The sequence below is a fragment of the Enterococcus sp. DIV2402 genome (assembly GCF_017426705.2).
Lineage (GTDB): Bacteria > Bacillota > Bacilli > Lactobacillales > Enterococcaceae > Enterococcus_F > Enterococcus_F lowellii.
On the sequence record NZ_CP147251.1, the window covers coordinates 3,169,482 to 3,193,144 of the forward strand.

Below are 23,663 nucleotides of genomic sequence, written 5' to 3' on the forward strand. Positions count from 1 at the left end.
TAATCACTTTTCCTTATTTTATTCTTTACCCATTGCACGTTGGATTGCTTTTACAATCTCAACAACTGGAATAATCGCAAATGAAGCACCCACTACGATTCCCCATTGGTACCAGTCTAAATGCGTTACTTTGAAGATATCGTTTAGACCTGGAATAACGATAATCCCCATCATTAATACAAATGATAATAGAATCGCCCAGTTGAAGGCTTTGTTTCGGAATGCGCCAACTTTGAACAATGACTGATGAACAGATTTCACGTTGAACGCGTGGAATAACTGCATCAAACCTAATGTTGCGAACGCCATTGTTAACGCATCTGCATGTTGTAAGTCATACAATCCTGTGGCATCTAAACCTGGCATGTTTGCCGCTGTATGCGCTGGCCATTGTAGTGCAGACCAGTATACAAATAATACAGCTGCAGCTTCTAAAATACCTTGGTAAATAATACTACTCATAACACCACCGGAGAAGAAGTTTGAGTTCTTACCACGAGGTTTATGCGCCATCAAATCTTTTTCAGCAGGTTCCATACCCAAAGCAATCGCTGGGAATGTATCTGTCACTAAGTTAATCCATAATAGATGGATTGGTAGTAATGTGTCCCAACCTAATAATGTTGCAATAAATAGTGTCAATACTTCCCCTAAGTTTGCAGCCATTAAATATTGGATAGCCTTTTGAATATTTGAGAAGACTTTACGTCCTTCTTCGACAGCAACAACGATTGTCGCAAAGTTATCATCCGCTAATACCATGTCAGAAGCACCCTTAGACACTTCTGTACCAGTAATCCCCATACCAACACCGATATCGGCTTGTTTTAATGAAGGTGCATCGTTTACACCGTCACCAGTCATGGCTACAACTTTACCTTCTTGTTGCCAAGCTTTTACAATACGTACCTTATGTTCTGGAGATACACGAGCATAAACAGAGTATTTTGAAATATTTTGTGCTAAATCAGCATCAGACATTTGATTTAATTCAGCACCAGTTAAAACAGCAGCGTCATCACCTGGTTTGATGATTCCTAAACGACCTGCAATTGCTTCTGCTGTATCACGATGGTCACCGGTAATCATAATTGGACGAATCCCTGCTTCTTTAGCAACTTTAACTGCACCTGCAGCTTCCGCACGCTCAGGGTCAATCATGCCGACTAATCCAGCAAAAATTAAATCATTTTCAAGTTCTTCTGAAACTAATTTTTCAGGAACACTGTCAATGTATTTATACGCCATACCTAAGACACGTAATGCTTGTTTTGCCATGTCTTTGTTGTTTGATAATACTTTTTCTTGTTCAGCAGCTGTCATTGGTAAAACTTTACCGTTTAATAGTACTTCTTTGGTACGACCTAATAATACATCTGGCGCACCTTTTACTGCTACTAAGAAACGACCATCTGCCAATTTATGAATTGTACTCATCAATTTACGATCTGAATCAAATGGTAAATCTGCAACGCGTGGTTCTTTTGGTTCTTCTTGACGAACATCAAAGCCTTTATCACGACCAAATTGAACTAAAGCTGTTTCTGTCGGGTCACCCATTAGGTTACCTTCTTGACCGATACGTGTATCGTTCGCGAAGTTCATAATTTTTAACGCCATATTATCCATTGAAATATCATCTGATGCTGCATATTGATGGTCATCAAAGTATAATTTTTCAACAGTCATTTGGTTTAGCGTTAATGTTCCCGTTTTGTCAGAAGCAATAATATCAGTAGCTCCTAATGTTTCAACAGCTGGTAATTTTCGAATCATCGCATTACGCTTCGCCATTACTTGCGTACCTAAAGCTAAGATAATAGTTACAATCGCTGGCAACCCTTCTGGAATCGCAGCAACAGCTAATGAGATAGAAGTTAATAACATCTCAACCCAATCACGACCATTTAAGACTGTACCAACAAAGAACATGATAACCGCAATAATTAAAATTGCAGCAGTTAAGAACTTACCTAATTGATTCAAGTTACGTTTTAATGGTGTTTCTGTTTCGTCAGCATTTGCTAACATCCCCGCAATCTTACCAACTTCTGTGTTCATCCCAGTATTAACAACGATCCCTTTACCACGACCATATGTTACGTTACTGTTTGAATACGCCATATTGATTCGATCACCAATTCCGATATCTTTTCCTTCAAGAACTGTTAATTCTTTTTCAACTGGAACAGATTCTCCAGTAAGAGCCGCTTCTTCAATTTTTAACGAACTCGCTTCAATTAAACGCATATCTGCTGGAACAACATCCCCAGCTTCTAATAAAACAATATCTCCTGGAACTAATTCTGTACTACTTACAGTCACACTATGACCATTACGTAATACATTCGCATTAGGCGTTGACATTTCACGCAAAGCTTCAATTGCTTGTTCCGCCTTTGCTTCTTGGATAACACCCATTACCGCATTGATAATAACTACGGCTAGAATGATAATTGCATCCACCCACTCACGGTGGCCTTCTGCATTTGGTACCATCGCTGAAATTGCAGCAGCAGCAATTAAAACAAGAATCATTAAATCTTTAAATTGCTCTAAGAATTTTTGCAACATGCTTTTCTTTTTGCCTTCTTCTAATTCATTGGCACCATATTGCGTTAAGCGACTTTTCGCTTCACTATCAGAAAGTCCTTCAGGTTGTGATCCTAATTCTTCAAAAACAGCATCCACTGTTTGAGAGTAAAAAGCTTGCGATAGTTGTTGTTTCTTTGCATTTTCCTCTGACATGTTCTTCCTCCTTTAATTTTTGCCTCCATACACCTCTATTTTTTCAAAAAAAATAGACTTGTGTATGTGCGACACATACATAAGTCTCACTAATTAAGGCAACACCAGAAAAAAAGTTGTTAGGTTCTTTTCGGTTGGTGACGTTGCCACAGCGTATGTGCTGCAAGTTACTCCCTCATGATACAAAAAAATTATTACAGAATTTATTATACAAGATGTTTTTTCTTCTGACAATTTATTTGACAGTTTTCTGAAAAGAAATTTGAAAGTCAATTTTTCTCGCCAACTAGACTTTGAAGCATCCGCAATTTCTTCATTCAAAAATAGAAACTTTTATTGAACAAGAAATTGCGGAATTGCCAAATTAGCCTTACTTTCTGGAAATTGACATCGCGTAGAGCTGTACTTATTTACAGCCCTCGTATTAAATATCTGCCCCATTCACGCATAGCAACTTTCTCGCCACCATCTGCAGCTCTTTTTAACCAATATTCCCCTTGTTTTACATTTTTGGTTAAGAAATCACCTTTGATAAGATAGATGCCCAATAAACGCATTGCCACTAATTCATGTAGCTCTTCTGCGGCAATAAACAAATAACGAGCGCCTTCTTCTTTATTTCTCTGCAAGCCATCGCCATGTAACAAACGATAACCGAGCACTCTAGTGGCAATCGCATCACGACGCTCAACTGCCAAACGCAACCATTTTTCTCCTTCGAAAGAATTTTTTTCGATTCCTTCACCATCTAACAAGCGCACTGCTAAATCCACAATTGCCCATAAGTCACCTAGTTCTGCGGAACGACGTAACCAAAGCTCACCTTCAATCGGGTCAGGCGTTAAGCCCACGCCAGATAGGTAGCAATAGGCCAACTCGTTCATAGCTCCAGTATCGCCGACATCTGCGGCAGCCTTTAACCATTTTAATCCTTCTTGGCTCTTTTCTTGTTTTTGCTTTTCAGCCAAATCCACAACATTATCAGATATGGAGTCTATTTGTTGCTCATCTGTTGTGCTAACGTCAATAGTCGGTTCTTCTTCCTGAGTCGTATCGTCTTTCTTTTCCACTCCTAATGATTTAGAAATTCGACTGAACACTGAGAAATTTTTCTTTTTATCATCATCTACGCCCAATTTACACATCTCCAATCTTTCATCTTATTTTAATAGTAATAAAAAAAGCCATTTTTTGCAAAAATCCGATTTTTCTTATTCATTCAAATATTTACAACTATAAGTTGATATGGTAGTATTCATAGGGGAATGATTTGTCTTACGATACAAGATAAATCATTCTCATTTTTTTAAAATTAAAGGAGGATTTTCATTACATTGGAAGCAATATTATTACAATACGCTTGGGTACTTGTCGTATTGATTGTATTAGAAGGCTTATTAGCAGCTGATAACGCTGTTGTGATGGCTGTCATGGTCAAACACTTACCAAAAGATCAGCAACAAAAAGCATTATTATATGGATTATTCGGAGCATTTATCTTCCGATTTATTGCAATATTCTTAATCACCGTGTTGGTTAATTTTTGGCAAATTCAAGCTGTAGGAGCGATTTATCTATTGTTTATGTCAAGTAAACATATTTACGAAATATTGACTAATTCAGGTCATGCAGATGAAGCGCAAGCACAGAAAAAAACATCTGGTTTTTGGATGACTGTCTTAAAAGTAGAATTAGCAGACATTGCTTTTGCAGTAGATTCTATTTTAGCAGCAGTTGCTATTGCCGTTACATTGCCTAGCTTAGGCAGCATTAGCATTGGCGGTATTAATGCAGGTCCATTTGTTGTCATGTTCTTAGGTGGTCTAATCGGTGTTATTATGATGCGTTTTGCAGCTCGTTGGTTTGTTACTCTTCTAGAAAAATTCCCATCTCTAGAAACAGCCGCTTTCCTAATTGTTGGTTGGGTTGGTGTCAAATTAGCTGTCTTAACATTAGGTCATGAGAAATTAGGCGTTATTCCACATTCATTCCCACATTCTACTTTATGGGAAGTTATTTTCTGGACTGTTCTTATCTCAATTGCTTTGATTGGGTTTATTGTGGGAATTAAAAATCCAAGTAATGCGAAAAAACCTGCTCAAATTGAAATAGATTAAATGTATGATTAACGTACAAAAACGGAGTGGAGCAATCCACTCTTTTTTGTTTTCACAAAACAACTATGAATGAAACCAAAATAAAAAAGAGCATGACACTTCAACAAATGTCATGCTCTTCGTTTATATTATGCTATAATTGAACCATTTGGCATACCTTTTGGTGCTTCAACGACTTGTAATTTACCAGAAGCATCTTCAGCAGATAAGATCATCCCTTGGCTAATTTGACCACGCATCTTACGTGGTTTCAAGTTGGCCACTATCACAACTTTCATTCCGATTAAGGCACTTGGATCTGGATAAAATTCAGCAATCCCTGATAAAATTTGACGATCTTGATTGTCACCAGCGGCTAGACGGAATTGTAATAATTTATCTGCACCTTTGACTTTTTGACAATCAATCACTTCAGCAACTTTTAATTCGATTTTATCAAAGTCTTCATATTTGATTTCTTTATCTTTGACTGAAACAAGTTCTGTTTCTTCTGGACTCCATTTTACAGAATCATCATTGTTTTTTGTTCCTTCAGACATTTTCTGCTTAATATAGTCTATTTCAACTTCCATGTCTAAACGTGGGAAAATTGGCGTACCTTTGACCGTTACTTTTGTTTCACTTGGGAATTCCCCAAAATGTAAATCCTTTAAATCCATCGCTGAATCTAACCCTAATTGGCTAAAGATTCTTGCTGGTGTTTCCGTCATAATTGGTTGTAATAAAATCGCCGCAATTCGCAAGCTTTCTGCTAAATGAACCATTACGCTATCTAGTTCAGCTTTGCGTTCTTCATCCTTTGCTAATACCCAAGGCTCTGTTTCATCAATGTATTTATTAGCACGAGAAATCAACGTCCAAACTTCAGATAGCGCTGTGCTAAATTCCATTTTATCCATTGCTTCGTGATAACGTCCAACAACATTAGCTGCGGTCGTTGATAATTCACTATCAAATGGTGTGACTTTTGACGCATAGTTAGGCACAATGCCCTCACAATACTTGTTAATCATCGCAATGGTACGGTTTAACAAGTTTCCTAAGTCATTTGCTAAATCGTAATTCACGCGAGCTACAAAGTCTTCTGGTGTAAATACTCCGTCACTACCAAATGGTACCGAACGTAGTAAATAATAACGCAGTGCATCTAAGCCATAGCGTTCTACTAACATTTCTGGATAGACGACATTGCCTTTAGATTTAGACATTTTACCATCTTTCATCATTAACCAGCCATGACCAAAGATTTTTTTCGGTAATGGTAAATCCAATGCCATCAACATAATTGGCCAATAAATCGTATGGAAACGAACAATCTCTTTTCCAACCATATGCACATCTGCTGGCCAATATTTGTTAAATAAACTCTCATCGTCTGAACCATAGCCTAAAGCAGTGATATAGTTTGATAACGCATCAATCCACACGTAAACAACATGCTCAGGATTGGCATTCACGGGTACACCCCATTTGAATGTTGTACGAGAAACCGCTAAATCTTCTAAGCCTGGTTCAATAAAGTTTTTAATCATTTCATTTTTACGTGATTCTGGCAAAATAAATTCTGGATGTTCGTTGTAATAGGTTAACAAACGATCGGCATATTTTCCCATACGGAAGAAATAAGATTTTTCTTTAACTAATTCTACTTCATGACCGCTTGGTGCTTTCCCACCAACGACTTTTCCGTCTTCATTACGATATACTTCCGCTAATTGTGTTTCCGTGAAGAATTCTTCGTCAGAAACTGAATACCAGCCTTCGTACTCTCCTAAGTAAATATCATCTTGGTCTAATAGTTGTTGGAAGATTTTTTTCACAGCTTCTTTGTGATAATCATCTGTAGTACGAATAAATTTATCGTAACTAATATCCAATGTCTTCCATAGTTTTTTGACATCTGCTGCCATACGGTCAACATATTCTTGTGGCTTTACACCGAGTTCTTCTGCTTTTTTCTCAATTTTTTGTCCATGTTCATCTACTCCAGTTAAGTAGAAGACATCAAATCCCATTAATCTTTTATAGCGAGCAACTGCATCACAAGCAATTGTTGTGTATGAATTACCAATATGTAATTTGCCGCTTGGGTAATAGATTGGCGTAGTAATATAAAAAGTTTCTTTCTCAGCCATGGGTCTCCTCCTCTGCTCTAAAACGAGATTATTCTTTGCTAGTATACCACATTTTAGTTAGTGTGTTTTTATTTTTAACTGAGTTTCCTAAATTTATAATCTGCAAAAGAATTTTTGGCGCGTAAAATAAGTTTTGCTATAATATAAGACGTATCTATGAAAGGAGCTTGTATGAATACCAAAGAACGTTCACTCTTATTATTTTTTATTATCTTAACGGCAATTCATGTTTTATTTTGTAATTTTTATCCACCAATTTATGGCTATATGAATATCCATGGACATCTTCTGCTCTTTTTGATGTTGACTAAGCTGATTCGAGTAGCCATTTTATTAGCGATTATTGGACTAGGATTTACACAGCTACAACAAAAAAATAAAAAAGGAATGTTGACGTATCTAGCACTTTTCTTCTTTAATCTAATTCTGATGTTTCTCTTTTCCTAGGCTTTAGCTTCTCTATAAAGCATGATACAATAAAAGGACGAATAGATTACTTAGGGAGGGAAAAAGATGGCGTTTGCTTCCAAAGCCGAAGAAAAAACTTATTATGAACAACATGCGACAGAACAAGAATTTCTAGATTGGTATCAAAAGCAAGAACAACCAAAATACGAAAAACCTTCTGTCACTGTCGATATCGTTTTAATGTGTTACAACAAAGAAAACGACCAATTAAAAGTTCTTCTAATCCAACGAAAAAGCAATCCTTATCGTGATTCGTGGGCATTACCAGGAGGCTTTGTTAATCCTAATGAATCCACAGGTGAAAGTGTACTCCGCGAAACCAAAGAAGAAACAAGCGTCACCATTTCTGCCCAAAATATTGAGCAACTACATACCTTTAGCACACCGAATCGTGATCCACGAGGTTGGGTCGTAACGGTAAGTTATCTTGCTTTTATTGGCGAAGAACCCTTATCTGCTGGAGATGACGCGAATGAAGTACGTTGGTTCTCGCTAGAGCGTAAAAACAATCAATTGTATTTAATTAACGGGGACGTTGAAATCATTTTAGATTTGCGGACCGGTCAATCTTTAGGTAAAGATACCCTAGCCTTTGACCACAGCGAAATTATTTTAAAAGCCTTCAAACGTGTCGTAAACAAAATGGAACATGAACCGCAAGTCTTACAAGTCCTTGGTGATAGTTTTACGATTACTGAAGCAAGAAAAGTTTTTGCCAAATTTTTAGGAGTTGATTTTCGTACCATCGATCATTCCAATTTTAAAAAATCTCTTTTACGTTTCTTCGATGAAATCGGAGAACGGCCAGTAGGAATTGGTCGTCCATCGAAAATCTATCGCCTCAAAGAAGATGTTTTTCACGAAGAAATTTAATACAAAAAAGCTGTTTTGCCCCAAGGACAAAACAGCTTCTTTTCGGTTTTTCATAATTAGTGGACAGTGTTCCTAGAAACAAAAATGCGAAGATTTTTTCTATACCCTAGGCGATCCCTGAAGTCCCTTTCAGTTCTTAAGGTTTAGGTCAATTGTGCACGACCCAAACGTTCTATTTCTTTACACTTTTCATTTTTCAATTCTTTTACTTCAATATAACGAACTTCTTTGCCATACCAACGACCTTTGTATTGGATTCGTTGAATAAATTGTTGCCAATCAGCTTCTGAAAATTCTCCAGATTCATTTTGAAACTTTGGTTTAGATTCAATAAATAAATAATCAAAATCGCGAACCAAACTAATTGTTAGCTGATCGATAAAATTTCTTTTTTGATCCAATTTAGTCGTGCGTAATTTCAAGACGCGTTCTTTTTGTTTTTGATAATTTTTGGCATTGATTAAACGTACTTTACGTTTTTTCGCAACTTTTGCTCTTAGTTGCAATTTCTTTTGTTCTTTCCCTAATTGTTTAATTAAATGGGATTGATCGATTTGTGGTAATTCTCTCTGTGCAGAAATTTGAATCAGATTTTCTGGACAGTATGAAATGCCTACTAAATCATTTGTTTTTGGCAACTCTTCTACTTCTTCTACACATAAAATAGATGCATAAAATTCACGATTGCGCTTAGCAGAAATCGTCACTGACTTAATTTTGCCACGTATTTCACGATGCAAATGAACCGGCACGAGACTTTTTAGCTTGGGAACTTTTAAATATTCACCTTCTAAATAAACCGTATGTTGCTGGTTATTTGTTGTATAAGATTGCCATGTGCTTTTTTTTGTTTTCAATTTTGGGTAACCAGCCCGACCACTGAAATAATTACGAAATGCTCGATCTAAATTTCTTTGGGCATTCGCTAAAGCTAAACTGTCTGTTTTCTTTAAAAAAGGATACTCTTTCTTCAATGACGCAGGTGTCATTGTAGTATTTCTCGCTGCACCTGTTTGTCTAGCCATTAATAAATGATTGTATGTGAATCTGACACAACCAAACGTTTCAATAAAAAACTTTTTTTGTTTTTCATCTGGGTAGATGCGAAATTTATAACCTTTTAATACGCTCATTTCTCCACCCCTTACTCCAATCTCCTCTTCAATCTTAATTTCCTAAAAATTCTGAATACTCAGTTTATACGGATACGTATCATAATAAGCAATCACGAGGTAATAATCAAGAGAAAAACACTAATTTGTTTTCCTCTTAATTAACTGAATCAATGATTATTTTTGTTTTTGCTGTAATTTTTCTTGATAGATTACTTTTTCTTCATCCGTAGCATAGACATAATGCCCTTTAGCAATTTCTTGCATCTTGCGTGGACGTGTATCATTTGGATCATCTACGTATTTGATACGTTGACGAGTGCGCTCATAATCTGGATCAGGTAATGGAATAGCTGACAACAGACTTTCTGTATATGGATGCACACCATGATAATAAATATCGTCACTGCTACCTACTTCTAATAATTTCCCATGATGCATTACACCAATTCGGTCACTGATGTGTTTTACCATGGATAAATCGTGGGCAATGAATAAATAAGTTAATTGATGTTCTTTTTGTAAATCTTGTAATAAGTTTACCACTTGGGCTTGAATGGATACGTCCAAGGCAGAAATTGGTTCATCACAAATGATGAATTTAGGATCGACTGCTAATGCACGTGCAATCCCAATACGTTGACGTTGGCCACCTGAGAATTCATGTGGGTAACGAGTTCCATGGTTTGGATTTAAGCCGACTGTTTTTAACAGCTCATTCACACGATCATTACGCTCTTTTTCAGTCTTAGCTAACCCGTTTACGTCAATCCCTTCTGCAATAATGTCACGAACTTTCATTCGTGGATTTAATGATGCGTAAGGATCTTGGAAAATCATTTGCACATCACGACGAAAATCTTTCATTTCTTTTTTTGATTTTAAGCTCATTACGTCTTTGCCATCAAAGACAACTTTACCGCCTGTTGGGTGATTCAAACGAATAACTGTACGTCCAGTTGTTGATTTACCACTACCTGATTCACCAACTAAACCAAACGTCTCTCCCTCATAGATATGGAAAGTAATGTCATCAACAGCTTTCACTTCGTCTTTACGACCGACGTTAAAGTATTGTTTTAAGCCTTCAACTTCTAGTAAAACTTTTCTCACTGACTTTCCCTCCTATGCTCTACCTTGTTGTTTTTCTTTAAATTTCGCCCAACGAATTTGAATCTCTTCTGGTGGCGTTACTTTTGGCGCTTGTGGTGCTAATAACCACGTTGCTGCTTTGTGGGTTGGTGATACTTCGAAAAATGGTGGTTGTTCTTCAGCATCAATTTTCAAAGCAAATTCATTACGTGGATAAAAAGCATCGCCTAATGGTGGTTCTAATAAATCAGGAGGTGTACCAGGAATCGCATATAAACGATCGCTAGTTCCTTCTAATGTCGGCATTGAACCCAATAATCCCCACGTATAAGGATGTTGTGGATTGTAGAAAATTTCTTCTGCCGTACCAATTTCAACAATTTTCCCAGCGTACATAACAGCTACACGGTCAGCCACATTCGCAACTACTCCTAAGTCATGGGTGATGAAAATAATTGAGGAATTCATTTTTTCTTGAATCTCTTTTAATAGTTCTAAAATTTGGGCTTGAATTGTTACGTCTAATGCAGTTGTTGGTTCATCGGCAATTAGAATATGAGGGTAACAAATTAAAGCAATCGCGATTACGATACGTTGGCGTTGTCCACCAGAAAATTGGTGAGGATAATTATTTAAACGTTTTTCAGCATTAGGAATACCTACAAGTTTCAATAATTCTAACGCTTGCGCCAAGCCTTCTTTTTTCGAAATTTTATTGTGTTTTAATAATGATTCTGCCACTTGTTTTCCAATTGTCATGGTCGGATCAAGTGAAGTCATCGGATCTTGGAAAATCATTGCAATTTCTTTTCCGCGAATTTTTTGCATTTCTTTTTCTGATTTTTTTAAAATATCTGAGCCGTTAAATAAAATTTCGCCGCTTTCAACAACAGCGTTATTTGCTAATAAGCCCATGATACTACGAGTAGTTACGGATTTACCACTACCTGATTCACCTACGATAGCTAAAGTTTCACCTTGATATAAATCAAAATCAACATTACGAATAGCTTGTACTTTACCAGCATAGGTTTCAAATGAAATTTTTAAATCTTTTACTTCTAAAATTTTTTTCATCATACTCACTCTTTCATTTTCGGATCAAAAGCATCTCTTAGTCCATCTGCTAATAAGTTAAAGCCAATCATAATTACTGATAATACAACTGCTGGAATCCACATTTGATAGGGTAAGAATCTAAATGTTTTATATCCATCACTCAATAACATCCCTAAAGAAGCGGTTGGTGGTTTCAAACCTAAACCAATGAAGCTCAAGAAGGCTTCGAAGAAAATCGCAGAAGGGATACTAAACATCATTTGTACGATAATCACACTAGAAATGTTTGGCAATATATGCTTGAACGCAATTTTACTACGTTTTTCACCTAACGTTGTCGCTGCCAAGACAAATTCTTGATCTTTTAATTTCATTGTTTGTGCCCGTACAATACGTGCCATTGGAATCCAGTTAGTAATTGCCATTGCAGCAACAATTGAGAAGATACCTGGTTTAAATACAACTAACATTAAAATCATAACAACCAAGTTTGGAATACCTGATAATACTTCTAAGATACGTTGCATCACGTTATCCACGCGACCACCTAGAAGACCAGAAATCAAACCATATGTCACACCAAAAATAATATCAAGCATTGCTGCAATAAACGCAATTAACAAGGAGATACGTGTACCCATGAATAAACGGCTTAATAAGTCACGGCCTAAACCATCTGTCCCTAAAAAGAAATGCACATCATCTGGAACGTTAGCTGCTGCATATTTATCAACTAATTGTCCACCGACCATTGCTGTTCCATTAAAACCATTGATATCAATTCCTGGAATTTTTGGTGGTAAGTTAATGTAGTTTACATTTTGTGCGGTTGGATCATGTGGTGAGAAGAAAATTGTCACAATCGAAATCAAAAGAATGACAAGTAATAAACTACTAGAAAAAACAGCCGCTTTATTTTTCTTCAAACGACGCCAAGAATCTTGTAAAAAGCTTAAAGAAGGTGCCGAAATGACTTCACGTTCAATCGCAGTATTTTTTTCTAAGGGTTCAAATTGAGAAGCTGGAATTTGATTAATTTCCGCTTGTGTTCTCTTTGCGTTTTCCATTATCCACGACTCCCTTCTGATACACGAATACGAGGATCAACAATTCCGTATAAGATATCGACAATAAAAATCACGAAAATTAACATTGCTGAATATAAAATTGTTACCGCCATAATTGTTGGGTAATCATTGGTCATGATTGATTTTACGAATTGTTCTCCAATACCAGGAATCGCAAAAATATTTTCAACAACTAATGAACCTGTCATTAATCCAACAGCTAAAGGTCCTAACAAGGTTAATAATGGAATTAAACTATTGCGCAAGCCATGACGGAAAGAAATTTCCCAACGACTTAAACCTTTTGCTCGAGCTAATTCAACATAATCACTGTGTAATACTTCAACCATTTCTGTACGAATAAAACGCGCAGAATCGGCTAATGGTGACATTGCAAGCGCGATTGTTGGTAAAATAGTGTAGATGAAACTATCCCATTTCGCAATTGGCAAAATTTGTAATTTAATCGCAAAAATGTATTGTAATAATACCGCAAATACAAAGTTAGGGATTGAGCGGCCCAAGATTGCTACTAAAGTCGCACCTGTGTCCACCCAAGAGTTTTGTTTCATCGCAGAAATGGTTCCTAAAATAGTTCCAAAAACCGTTCCGAAGATAATTGCTTGAACCCCCAATTGCATAGATGGTCCAATACGACCCCCTAATAAGCTAGAAACTGCTTGGTTTTTAAATTGGAATGAAATTCCGAAATTACCTTGTAACAAGTTTAATAAGTAATTTCCATATTGCACAATTACAGGTTTATCTAAACCTAACTGTTTATTTAAGAGAGCAATTTGCTCTGGCGATAATTTTTCTGCATTTGAATACGGTGTTCCTGGTAGAAATTGCATCAAGAAAAATGTAATTGTTGCAATTAACCACAGCGTAATCAGCATATAAAATACGCGTTTTAATAAGTATTTAATATAACTATTCACGATAGCTCCTCCTAATTTATTTTGACTTCTAGACAATAGTTTTGTAAATTAAAACTATCCCTTGGTTATTATACCAATTTTTACAGGAAAGGATAATTTTATGTATTTAAAAAAAAGTTCGTGGGTAATTAGTCTTGCTTGCACACTATTTAGTGTCTTTCGCTTATTTATCCTACAAAAATTTTCATTTAGTGCCTTATCAGATTCACTATTCATATTTACATTGCTGTTTCTCATTATTGGCGGTTTTCTTTGGGTATTTGCCTCAGGATTTTTTGACCTCTTTCAAGCATCCTTCAAAAAACGCAGTCAAAAATCAAAAACAGAGTATTTGAAATTGTCAGAAGTTGGGCGTTCTAGCTTTCGGTTTTGGCTAGAACCGGCAGGTATTTTACTTGTTTTGAGCTTACTATCTTTATTGATTGCAAGTAGTAAATAACATAGGCTGAAACCCTACTTTTCGTAGTAGTGTTCTCAGCCTATTATTATTTGTCGTTTCTACTCATGTTGAATGATTATTCTTCGATTGTTACCCATTTGTAATCATATTGTGCGCCTGCTACGTGAGCAACAACACCTTTAACTTTTTCTGCACGTAGATGTGCTTCAGCTTTTTGATACGTTGGAATAATACCTTGGTCTGCCATGATTGTTTGCTCTGCTTTAATCAAGCTTTCCCAACGTTTTTCTGGATCATTTGCATAAGTGTTGTTTGCTTCATCAATAAGTTTATCATATTCAGGATTGCTGTAACCACCACGGTTGTAAGAATTACCAGTTACAAATAAATTAGTAAAGCTACTTGCATCTGCGTAGTCTGCGCCCCATCCCCCATTTAATAAATCAAACTCACCAGCATTTGAACGATCTAAACGTACTGAGAATGGTACTGGGCTTAAGGTTACTTTGAAGCCATCTAAGTTTTCCTCAAGTGTATTTTGTAGGTACTCAATTAATTTTTTCGTAGAGTCAGTATCAGAAGCTAGGAATTCTGCTTCAAGTGTTTCGATACCTAATTCTTTTTTCGCTTTTTCCCAATGCTCTTTGGCTTTTTCTGGATTGTATTCTAAGACAGAACCAGCTTCTTCAGTAAAGTCTTTATCATCAATTGGACTAAACGTCATTTTTTCTGGTACTAAACCAACAGCTGGAGCTGAACCATCACCTAAGATAGAGTTCACTAATGCTTCACGGTCAATTGCATAAGAAATTGCTTTACGTAAATCTGCATTACGGTATGGTGAATTTTCATCGCGTTGATTTAGTTCAATATAATAAGTCGTTGCTTCTGGTTGAGCAATGTATGCTGGGTCATTTTGCATTTGTTGTGCTAATTCACCTGTCAAAATAACATCATCAACTTGTCCATCTTGGAATAGATTCAACGCTGTATTTGCTTCTTTTACAACGCTAACGTTGATTTGATCTAATTTCACTGTATCTTTATCCCAATAGTTATCATTTTTCACATAGTTCCATTCAGTATCTGTACCTGGTCCGTCAAAGCCGTCTAAAGTAAATGGACCGTTATAAACAGCGTTATCACTTGTCGCAGCATATTTGTCACCAAATTCTTCAACTGTTGCTTGATGTAATGGGAAGAATGATGGAAATGCTAGTAAGAAATCAAAGTATGGTGTTGCTTTTGATAAAGTAATTTCTAATTCGTAATCACCTACAGCTTTGATACCTAATTCTTCAGGTTTTTTAGATCCTTCTGCAATTTCTTTTCCGTTAGCAACAACTTCAAACATTGACGCATATTCAGAAGCTGTTTCTGGAGCTACTGTACGTTGCCAGCCATAAACGTAGTCTGCGGCTGTTACAGGATCACCGTTTGACCATTTTGCGTCTTCACGTAATTTAACTTTATAAGTTAAACCATCTTCACTTACCTCAGCTTTTTCTGCTGCGCCAGCTGGTTGAGGAACGCTGTCTTTATCTAAACGATAAATCCCTTCAAACACATTGTTTAATGCTGAAAAACTGATTGTATCTGTCGCTACGGATAAGTCCGCTGTTGGCATTTCTTGTTGAACCACTACATTAAATTCTTGTGCTGTACCTGAAGTACCTTCCGCAGCACCACTATCATCAGTTTTGTTTCCGCCCGTTGTACAACCTGCAAGAACTAAACCACAGATAGCTAGAAAACCGTAAGCATATCTTTTCTTCATTTCCAAAACTCCTTAAATGTCCGTGAATTTTCAGAATAATTCATTTTTTCTGAAGTTAAGTTTGATTTTAATCAGTAATTATTAAAAATGCAAGATATTTTTCTTAATTCTCTCAATATTTTCTTAAAAAAAACGCCAAAACCTCATTTTAATAGGTTTTTGGCGTTTTAAATTTATTTTCTATTCCGTCACATAGGCTGTTCTAAATGATACGGTACGACCAAATGGGAAAACTTGTAATCCTTCTAAACGATCGGTTTTCAAATAAGCTACTGCACCTTGATATAAAGGCAACACTGCTGTATCTTCACCAATGAGTAGTTTTTCCATTTTCAATAATTCTTGCCAACGAGCATCTGGATCATTCGCTAATGTTGTACGAGCCGCTTGTAAGCCTTCATCATACGTTGAGTTATTATAACCTGCAGTATTCAAACCACTTTTAGAATCATAGAAGTTTAAGAAATCAATTGGATCAGCATAATCGGGTGTCCAAGTTCCGAAAACTAAGTCAAATTCTCCTTGTGTTTGTAAGTCTAAACGGTTTTGTAAAGGAACAGATTTCAATTCTATTGTTAATCCTGGAAGATTTTCTTCTAACTGACCTTGAATGAACTCAATGGTTTTCTTTGCTAGCGCCGTATCAGCAGATAACAATTCTAAGGTAATTTCATCTTTACCTAATTCTTTTTTGGCTTCTTGCCAAGCTTTTTGAGCTTCTTCTACATTATAAGGTAAAATATCGCCATTTTCTTCACGGAAATCTTCACCGCTACTTGGATTTTTCGCAAAATTTTTCGCAACAAAACCATTCAATGCGGTTGAACCATCTGCCAAGATATTTTGGGTAAAGCTTTCTTTGTCAATCGCTTGTAAAATTGCTTTACGCACATTTACATTGCCTGTCACTTCACGTTTTTGGTTAGGACTAATATAACCAACAGTCGCTTTAGGCTCGAAATTTGCTTGGGCTGAATCTTGATATTGTTGGGCATACGTATCTGCCAAGAGCGTGTAATCTAGTTGCCCGTCATCAAATAAATTTGTACCCGTAGCAATTTCTTTGACTACTTGAACATCGATCGTTTCTAATTTTACATTCTCTTTATCCCAATACTCAGGATTTTTTTCTAATGTCCATGACTCATTATTTCCATTCCAGCCTTTAATCACAAACGGACCGTTGCCAATAAAGTTTTCTGCAGTTGTTCCGTAGGCTTTACCTTTTTCTTCTGCAAAAGTTTTTTGTTTAGGCATAAATGGTGTCCCCGTCAAAATTTGTGGTAAGAATGGTAGTGGATCTTCTAATTGTAATTCTAACGTTGTATCATCCACAGCTTTAACACCTAATTCAGAAACGTCTTTCTCACCTTCACGAATACTACGACCATTTTTGAAAATATCCATGCGGTTACTACTACTAGATGCTGTTTCTGGATCAACAACGGATTGGAAAGCATACACGAAATCTTCTGCTTTAACTGGCGTACCATCACTGTAATTACTATCGCGTAACGTAAACGTATACGTCAAACCATCTTCGCTGACTGTCGGTTCTGCACTAGCTAAAGCTAATTCTGGGTCGTTGTTTTCATCTAAACGGTATAAGCCTTCTGTTAACTGACCAATCATATCTGAACTATTTACATCTGTATATTGGGCACTATCTAAAGTAGATAGTTCTCCCGAAAGTGAAACAGAAATTTCTTGTTTAACGTTTTCGGCGGCTGAATTGTCATTTTCACCTGTACTACTCCCTGTTGTGTTACCCCCACCAAAACACCCTGTTAATAACAGAGTGGATGCAACTAACAAAAATCCTAGTTTTTTCATTGCATATTCTCCTTATCTTTTGAATACATATTTTTATAATGCATTGACGACATAATCAAAAACTTCCATTTCTTTTGGTTGGGTAGTAAAGGCAAAATCTGGATGCCATTGTACTCCTAACAAGCGACGCGGTTTATTTTCAATTGCTTCAACTAAACCATCTGAGCAACATGCGGCTTCTTGAAACTCACGTGCCACTCGATTGACGCCTTGATTATGAAAAGAATTGACTTCTGCCTGTTTCCCGTAAATTGAACGTAAAATACTCGTTTTTTGTGTTAACAATTCGTGCGCGGGTTGTTCTTTCGGAATGGGATTTTGCATATGTGCAATTTCAGTGTAAGAATGTAGTTCTTGCTTTAAATCGCCACCAAAGAAGACGTTCATCAATTGCATGCCACGACAGACTGCAAAAACCGGTTTTCCTTGTTTTAATGCTTCGTCCATTAAAGCTAATTCAAACTGATCGCGTTTTTCTAAATAGCTTCCTTGAACGGTTTTTGTTTGCTTGTAATAACGCGGTGAAACATCTTGTCCGCCAGCTAAAATAAGCTTGTCAATTCGCGCAACATATTCTTTTGCCATGTCCGCAGAATCAATTGGCATCACCATAGGCAAACCACCTGCTTGTTGCACTGCTTTGACATACCCACTTGGTGTGTATGCAATTGATAAATGATGTAAATTTTCGCCTGCATCTAGTGATTCATTTGCAGCAATTCCTACAACCACACGTCCCATTTGTCGTCCTCCTCTTTTAATAGTGATATTGCCTAAAAGCATAGCCCTTTCCTTAAAATAAGTCAACGCAGACGGTGATAGCTTTTTTCTATTTGAATAGGCTTTCATTTTGATGGAAAATAGATAAAAAAGAGTATGAATAACATTATCCATACTCTTTTTTGATTAAGCAGACACGCCTTTATAGACTTTTCTAAAGTAAAAAATACGTGCAACAAGGTAATAGATGAATTGAATCAATAAAAAGACACCTAAAACTTGCCAGCCTGCCAGCTGCATTCCTAAGTTAAACATGTGATACATCGCGGTTAGAGCCACTGCCCCATGAACAAAAGAAACAATAATTGGTGTAAAGAACAAAATCCCTACTTGTTGATAAATCATTTTCTTTAATTCTTTTTTTGATAGACCTAGTTTGTATATCATTTTAAATTTCTCAATATCACTATCCATGTCGCTATATAAGCGGAAATATAAGAAGCTTCCTGCAGAAACGAAGAAGACAATTCCAATGAAGATACCGACAAATAATATTGGTGCATAGGATTTAATGATGCTGTCTTTCATATATTCAATCGATTGCACATTATACAAACCTTGCTCTTCTAGTTCTTTACCGACACGAATTTGAGCTTCTTTACCGCCTTTGGTTACCCAATACGTTTCTTCGGTTACTTGCGGTGTTCCTGCTTGTGTGTCAGGGACAACAAAGGTTGGCAGATACACTGCCATGGCATCTGTTTCTACTAATTCTGACACGCGATACTCTTGGTCGTTAATTTGAACCGTTGCTTGTAGCGTAGTCGTATCGAATGGTGCTGAAGATTTCAATTGTACTGCAGCATCTTTAACGGTAATCGTCTCTTCACCGACTAATTTTGCCGCTTTATTATATTCAGATTCAGTAATAAATATATATTCATCCGTATTGTAATACACAAAGGTTGCTTTATCTGCGTTTAATTTTTCTTTTGCCAAGCTGTCTTCTACTTTTTGAATAGTATTCTCTTCATCAGCTGTGGCAGCGTAACTGTATGGCGCTGATCCTACTGCGCCTAAAATAATTGACTGTAAACCATAAAGCGTGCCAATTGCCGCAAATGCTACCGTAGAAATTACTGAAACTAAAAAGAAACTACGTGCGTTGTCTTTCATTCGAAATGCTAAATCAGAGAAAACGACCATATTGGTTTTTTTCCAGAAAACTGATTCGCGCTTTTTAATTTTTTCAATCGCAAAAACACTAAATTGATTAAACAAGAAATTTGTTCCTAAAATAACAATAAAAACCACTGGTAAAAAGACGACAACCACTCCCATGCCTGGCGTCAACAACGCCACTGCATAACCGATGCCAATTAGCAAAATAGCTAAAATACTTTTAATTGTTGAAACTTTAAAGCTGCCTTTACCTAATTCTCCAGCTTTTAATAGTTCTTGAACATTTAATTTTGGTAATCTAAATTGAATGAAGAAAGAAATCAAGAAGAACAAAATTAAAAACGATACAATCGTTAATGCTAAAGCTTTTACTGGGAAATAAAAACCAAAATCAATCCCTAACGTCACACGTGAGATCCACAAAATAATTTGAGAAAAACCAATTCCTACTAAACTACCTAAGATAGTGGCAAAAAAACCAATGACTAAATTTTCAATAAAAACCATTTTTCGCAATTGCTTTGGACTCATTCCTTGAATCATCAATAGGCCAAATTCTTTTTTCCGCGATTGTAAAAAGACACCCATTGAATACATGACGAAGAAAAATGCGAAACCATAAATAATAATCGCAGAGCCTAACATTCCTGTTTGAACTTTATCATTTAAGTTTCCAGATAAAGAGGGATGAAATGCCATCACACTAAAGGTAAAAAAGACCATCACTGAAAATAAGGTACTTAGAAAATACGCTAAATATAAATGTTTATTACGTAGCGTATTTCGTACAACAAATTGTCTAAAATTCATTATCGACACCTTCAATTCTTGCTAAATCCACTAAAATTTCGTCGTAAAATTCTTTTTGTGTTCCTTGACGACGAACGTCATGGACTAATTCTCCATCTTTAATGAACACAATCCGTTGGCAATAACTCGCAGCCAATGGGTCATGCGTTACTAATAAAATCGTTGCTTGTTCCTCTTCATTTAATTGACGTAACAAGCCCATGACATCTTTTGACGATTTTGTATCTAAGTTCCCCGTTGGCTCATCAGCTAATAATAATTCTGGCTGATGAACCATTGCTCGAGCAACTGCGACCCGTTGCGCTTGTCCACCAGAAATCTCTGCAATCCGTTTATTTAACAAGCCTTCAATTCCTAAACGTGGAGCAATATCACGAACTTTTTTCTTCATAACTGCGACTTTTTCACCATCTAATGTCAACGGCAACACAATATTTTCTTCTACCGTTAATGTCGGCAATAAATTAAAAGCTTGGAACACAAAACCTAATTGTGTTCGACGAAACTGCGCAATTTTTTCTTGATCTAACTCATTAGGATTTTTACCATTTAACAAAATTTTTCCACTCGTTGGTTGGTCGATAGTTGCTATTAAGTTTAAAAATGTTGATTTCCCACTACCAGAAGGCCCCATAATTCCAATAAATTCACCATCATTGACGGTCAAATCAATTCCTTTTAATGCTTCATATTGCATATTTTGACCATATACTTTTCGTAAGTTTTCTACTTGTAACATCGTTTGACGCTCCTTTTATTTTTTTTCGTACACTTAGTGTAGACAAAAAACAACTTACAGAACATTGATTGAAATAACAGTAAACGAACAATTTTGTCATATAAAAAAGACAGATGACTGGTTACCATCATCTGTCCTCTTCGATTTCTTCATAATATTCAGGTGTTTCAGCAAGCAACACTTTTCGTGGCTTACTGCCTTCTGATGGACCTACCACGCCATTGGCTTCAAGTTCATCAACTAATCGGGCTGCACGGTTATACCCGATACGGAAGCGACGTTGCAATAAAGAGACACTCGCTGTTTGCATTTCAATGACCAGGTCTTTCGCTTGGTCATACAATTCATCTTGAGGTTCACTGCCACCACCCGAAGCAACATCTTCTTCTGTTACCATCATTTTTTCTTCGTAATTTGCGCCTTGTTGCTCTGTCACAAATTCAACCACTGATTCGACATCGTGATCTGAAATAAAGGCACCTTGCACCCGAATCGGTTTATTTTCACCCATCGGCAAGAACAACATATCTCCACGCCCTAATAATTTTTCAGCTCCATTACTATCAATAATGGTTCGTGAGTCGGTTCCACTAGAAACGGCAAAGGCCATTCGTGACGGAACGTTGGCTTTGATAATTCCGGTAATGACATCCACACTTGGGCGTTGTGTAGCTAAAATCATATGAATTCCTGCAGCACGTGCCATCTGTGCCAAGCGAATAATTGCATCTTCCACTTCATTGCTCGCAACCATCATTAAATCGGCTAACTCATCCACAATTACCACAATAAATGGTAGTATCGGATGTTTTTCACCCGTTTCACGATTTTTCTCAGCAATCATTTCATTATAACCAGTAATGTTGCGGACACCTGTTGCTGCAAATTTCTCGTAGCGCTCTTCCATTTCTTTGACGACTTTTTGAAGTGCTTGTGCCGCTTTGCGAGGATTGGTTACTACAGGCGTTAATAAATGTGGAATCCCGTTATACACATTTAATTCAACCATTTTCGGGTCGACCATCATCATTTTGACTTCATGGGGTTTGGCTTGCATTAAAATACTGGTGATAATTCCGTTAATTGCAACAGATTTCCCACTACCCGTTGAACCCGCCACTAATAAATGCGGCATTTTCGTTAAATCAGCCGTTTGGACTTTTCCAGAAATATCCCGTCCTAAGGGTACTTCTAATAAATTTTCTGGGTGCGCAGGTGTTGCTTCAATCACTTCTCTAAAAGAAACCATGCTTACGGCATCATTCGGTACTTCAATACCAATTAATGATTTCCCTGGAATTGGTGCTTCCATTCGAATATCTTTTGCCGCTAAAGCCAGAGCAATGTCATCGGTTAACCCTACGACTTTACTTACTTTAACCCCGACTGCTGGTTGGATTTCAAATTTCGTCACGGCTGGACCTAAACTGGCTTTCACCACTTTGGCATCCACACCAAAGCTTTCAAAGGTTTGCTCCAGTACAGTGATATTTTTTTCAATTTTTTTGTATTCGCTACTCTGATCTGTTGGTGGCACAGCATTTAATAAGGTTGCTGGCGGTAGCTCGTAATCTTCATCTTCTACCTCTTGTAAAATATCAAAATCTAATGGCTCACTGTCATCGACTTCTTCTTTCTTTTTAGGTTCTGGACGAGCTTGCTGTGCAGCTTGTGGCTGCTGTTGAAAACTGTCAATCGGCACAAAGCTCAATTGCTCTGGTTCAATTTTCAACTCGCTAGGTGTCTCTCCGGTTGTTTTTTCTTCTTTGGTCATTGGACGTACTTGGTTTTTCTCTTGCTCTTTTATTTCGGCTAAAATTGCTTCACGCTCAGCAGCTTTTTTCTCTTCTCTAGCTACTTTTCGAGCTTGTTTTTTTGCTTCACGTTGAGCTTTTTTTTCAGGATTGCCTTCTAATAATGGTTCAATCATCGCTTTGATGTCTTGAAGTTTTTCAAGAAGTTGTTGGGTAGTCATTTGACTAATAAAGAAAATCCCGGTTAATACTAGCAAAATTGCAATCAAATAACTTCCAAGTTGCGATACTAAAAAGTAACTCACTTGATATAAAGTTGCACCAATCATTCCACCACCAACATTTTCAACAACTTGCCCTGATTGAATGTCTTGCACCAGTAATGTCCAAGTCGTATGGATAATATTGGTTTCCCCATCTTGCAATCGGCTAAATAAATTGGCGTGAAGAAACAGTAATACTCCACTGTATACGAAAAGTCCGCCAATTATCCGTTTCACATTCGTAACTTTGGCATTTGTATTTTTAAAAATTAACCAAATGCTATACGCTGCTAAAGCTAAACACAAGATTTGATACGTGTTTCCGCCAATCATCCGAAATCCATTGGCAATGAGCGTGCCTAAAAAACCTAAATGCATGAATCCAAATAGTGCGAATAAAAAAAACAAGAAGCCTAAACCAATCAATGTTAATTTTTCTTGTTGTTGTAATTGTTTTTTTGTTTTTCGTTTCGTTGTATTTGAACGGCGTTTTTTCTGTGCCATAGTCTATGATCCCTCTTTTCATCTCCCATCATTATACAAAAAAAAGAAGAGGAACACAAAAGTCCCCCA

18 protein-coding genes are annotated in these 23,663 nt (G+C 36.8%); 4 read left to right on the forward strand and 14 right to left on the reverse strand.

Features of this window, described 5'->3' with window-relative positions; all coding sequences use genetic code 11:
• Positions 1-18 precede the first annotated feature (18 nt).
• Both DOK78_RS15465 and DOK78_RS15470 read right to left on the reverse strand, forming a co-directional pair.
• Complete coding sequence (locus tag DOK78_RS15465; protein ID WP_207871554.1) at positions 19-2,748, reverse strand: cation-translocating P-type ATPase; 2,730 nt, start codon at positions 2,746-2,748, stop codon at positions 19-21.
• A 410-nt stretch (positions 2,749-3,158) separates the two neighbouring features.
• Positions 3,159-3,884: a tetratricopeptide repeat protein gene (locus DOK78_RS15470; RefSeq protein ID WP_207871555.1), complete on the reverse strand. Its 726-nt coding sequence runs from the start codon at positions 3,882-3,884 to the stop codon at positions 3,159-3,161.
• 198 nt (positions 3,885-4,082) lie between these two features.
• Between DOK78_RS15470 and DOK78_RS15475 the strand changes: the two genes are divergently transcribed.
• Complete coding sequence (locus tag DOK78_RS15475; protein ID WP_207871556.1) at positions 4,083-4,865, forward strand: TerC family protein; 783 nt, start codon at positions 4,083-4,085, stop codon at positions 4,863-4,865.
• 128 nt (positions 4,866-4,993) lie between these two features.
• Here DOK78_RS15475 and metG read toward each other — a convergent pair whose 3' ends face one another.
• Entirely contained in the window at positions 4,994-7,000 is a 2,007-nt protein-coding gene (metG, locus tag DOK78_RS15480) for a methionine--tRNA ligase (RefSeq protein WP_207871557.1), read from the reverse strand.
• A 171-nt stretch (positions 7,001-7,171) separates the two neighbouring features.
• On the opposite strand from metG, the gene DOK78_RS15485 reads away from it, so the two are divergent.
• Positions 7,172-7,447, forward strand: a complete 276-nt coding sequence (locus DOK78_RS15485) for a hypothetical protein (protein ID WP_207871558.1) — start codon at positions 7,172-7,174, stop codon at positions 7,445-7,447.
• Between the two features lie 66 nt (positions 7,448-7,513).
• Complete coding sequence (locus DOK78_RS15490) at positions 7,514-8,341, forward strand: NUDIX domain-containing protein (RefSeq protein ID WP_207871559.1); 828 nt, start codon at positions 7,514-7,516, stop codon at positions 8,339-8,341.
• 143 nt (positions 8,342-8,484) lie between these two features.
• Here DOK78_RS15490 and DOK78_RS15495 read toward each other — a convergent pair whose 3' ends face one another.
• The 5 genes from DOK78_RS15495 to opp3b form a co-directional block, all read right to left on the reverse strand.
• Positions 8,485-9,474, reverse strand: coding sequence for an RNA-guided endonuclease TnpB family protein (locus DOK78_RS15495; protein WP_207871560.1), 990 nt, complete (start codon positions 9,472-9,474; stop codon positions 8,485-8,487).
• Positions 9,475-9,630: 156 nt separating this feature from the next.
• On the reverse strand, positions 9,631-10,566 hold the full coding sequence (locus DOK78_RS15500; RefSeq protein WP_207871561.1) for an ATP-binding cassette domain-containing protein: 936 nt from the start codon (positions 10,564-10,566) through the stop codon (positions 9,631-9,633).
• Between the two features lie 12 nt (positions 10,567-10,578).
• Entirely contained in the window at positions 10,579-11,622 is a 1,044-nt protein-coding gene (locus DOK78_RS15505) for an ABC transporter ATP-binding protein (protein WP_207871562.1), read from the reverse strand.
• A 5-nt stretch (positions 11,623-11,627) separates the two neighbouring features.
• Positions 11,628-12,671, reverse strand: a complete 1,044-nt coding sequence (gene opp3C / locus DOK78_RS15510; RefSeq protein ID WP_207871563.1) for an oligopeptide ABC transporter permease — start codon at positions 12,669-12,671, stop codon at positions 11,628-11,630.
• On the reverse strand, positions 12,671-13,612 hold the full coding sequence (opp3b, locus tag DOK78_RS15515) for an oligopeptide ABC transporter permease (RefSeq protein WP_207871564.1): 942 nt from the start codon (positions 13,610-13,612) through the stop codon (positions 12,671-12,673). Before opp3b ends, opp3C begins: the two co-directional genes overlap by 1 nt.
• Positions 13,613-13,712: 100 nt before the next feature.
• Here opp3b and DOK78_RS15520 point away from each other — a divergent pair, with 100 nt between their 5' ends.
• A complete protein-coding gene (locus DOK78_RS15520; protein ID WP_207871565.1) occupies positions 13,713-14,051 on the forward strand; it encodes a DUF3899 domain-containing protein in 339 nt (112 codons plus the stop codon).
• A gap of 76 nt (positions 14,052-14,127) precedes the next feature.
• Here the strand turns inward: DOK78_RS15520 and DOK78_RS15525 are convergent, their stop codons facing one another.
• From DOK78_RS15525 to DOK78_RS15550, 6 genes are all read right to left on the reverse strand, one after another.
• Positions 14,128-15,789, reverse strand: coding sequence for a peptide ABC transporter substrate-binding protein (locus DOK78_RS15525; protein ID WP_207871566.1), 1,662 nt, complete (start codon positions 15,787-15,789; stop codon positions 14,128-14,130).
• 180 nt (positions 15,790-15,969) lie between these two features.
• A complete protein-coding gene (locus DOK78_RS15530; protein ID WP_207871567.1) occupies positions 15,970-17,622 on the reverse strand; it encodes a peptide ABC transporter substrate-binding protein in 1,653 nt (550 codons plus the stop codon).
• A 33-nt stretch (positions 17,623-17,655) separates the two neighbouring features.
• Complete coding sequence (locus tag DOK78_RS15535; protein WP_207871568.1) at positions 17,656-18,363, reverse strand: gamma-glutamyl-gamma-aminobutyrate hydrolase family protein; 708 nt, start codon at positions 18,361-18,363, stop codon at positions 17,656-17,658.
• Positions 18,364-18,528: 165 nt separating this feature from the next.
• The gene (locus tag DOK78_RS15540) at positions 18,529-20,334 is read right to left on the reverse strand and encodes an ABC transporter permease (RefSeq protein ID WP_207871569.1); all 1,806 of its coding nucleotides are present in this window, start codon (positions 20,332-20,334) and stop codon (positions 18,529-18,531) included.
• Complete coding sequence (locus tag DOK78_RS15545; protein WP_207871570.1) at positions 20,324-21,073, reverse strand: ABC transporter ATP-binding protein; 750 nt, start codon at positions 21,071-21,073, stop codon at positions 20,324-20,326. The genes DOK78_RS15540 and DOK78_RS15545 overlap by 11 nt, the downstream gene beginning before the upstream one ends.
• A 127-nt stretch (positions 21,074-21,200) precedes the next feature.
• Complete coding sequence (locus DOK78_RS15550; RefSeq protein ID WP_207871571.1) at positions 21,201-23,594, reverse strand: DNA translocase FtsK; 2,394 nt, start codon at positions 23,592-23,594, stop codon at positions 21,201-21,203.
• Positions 23,595-23,663: the final 69 nt, after the last annotated feature.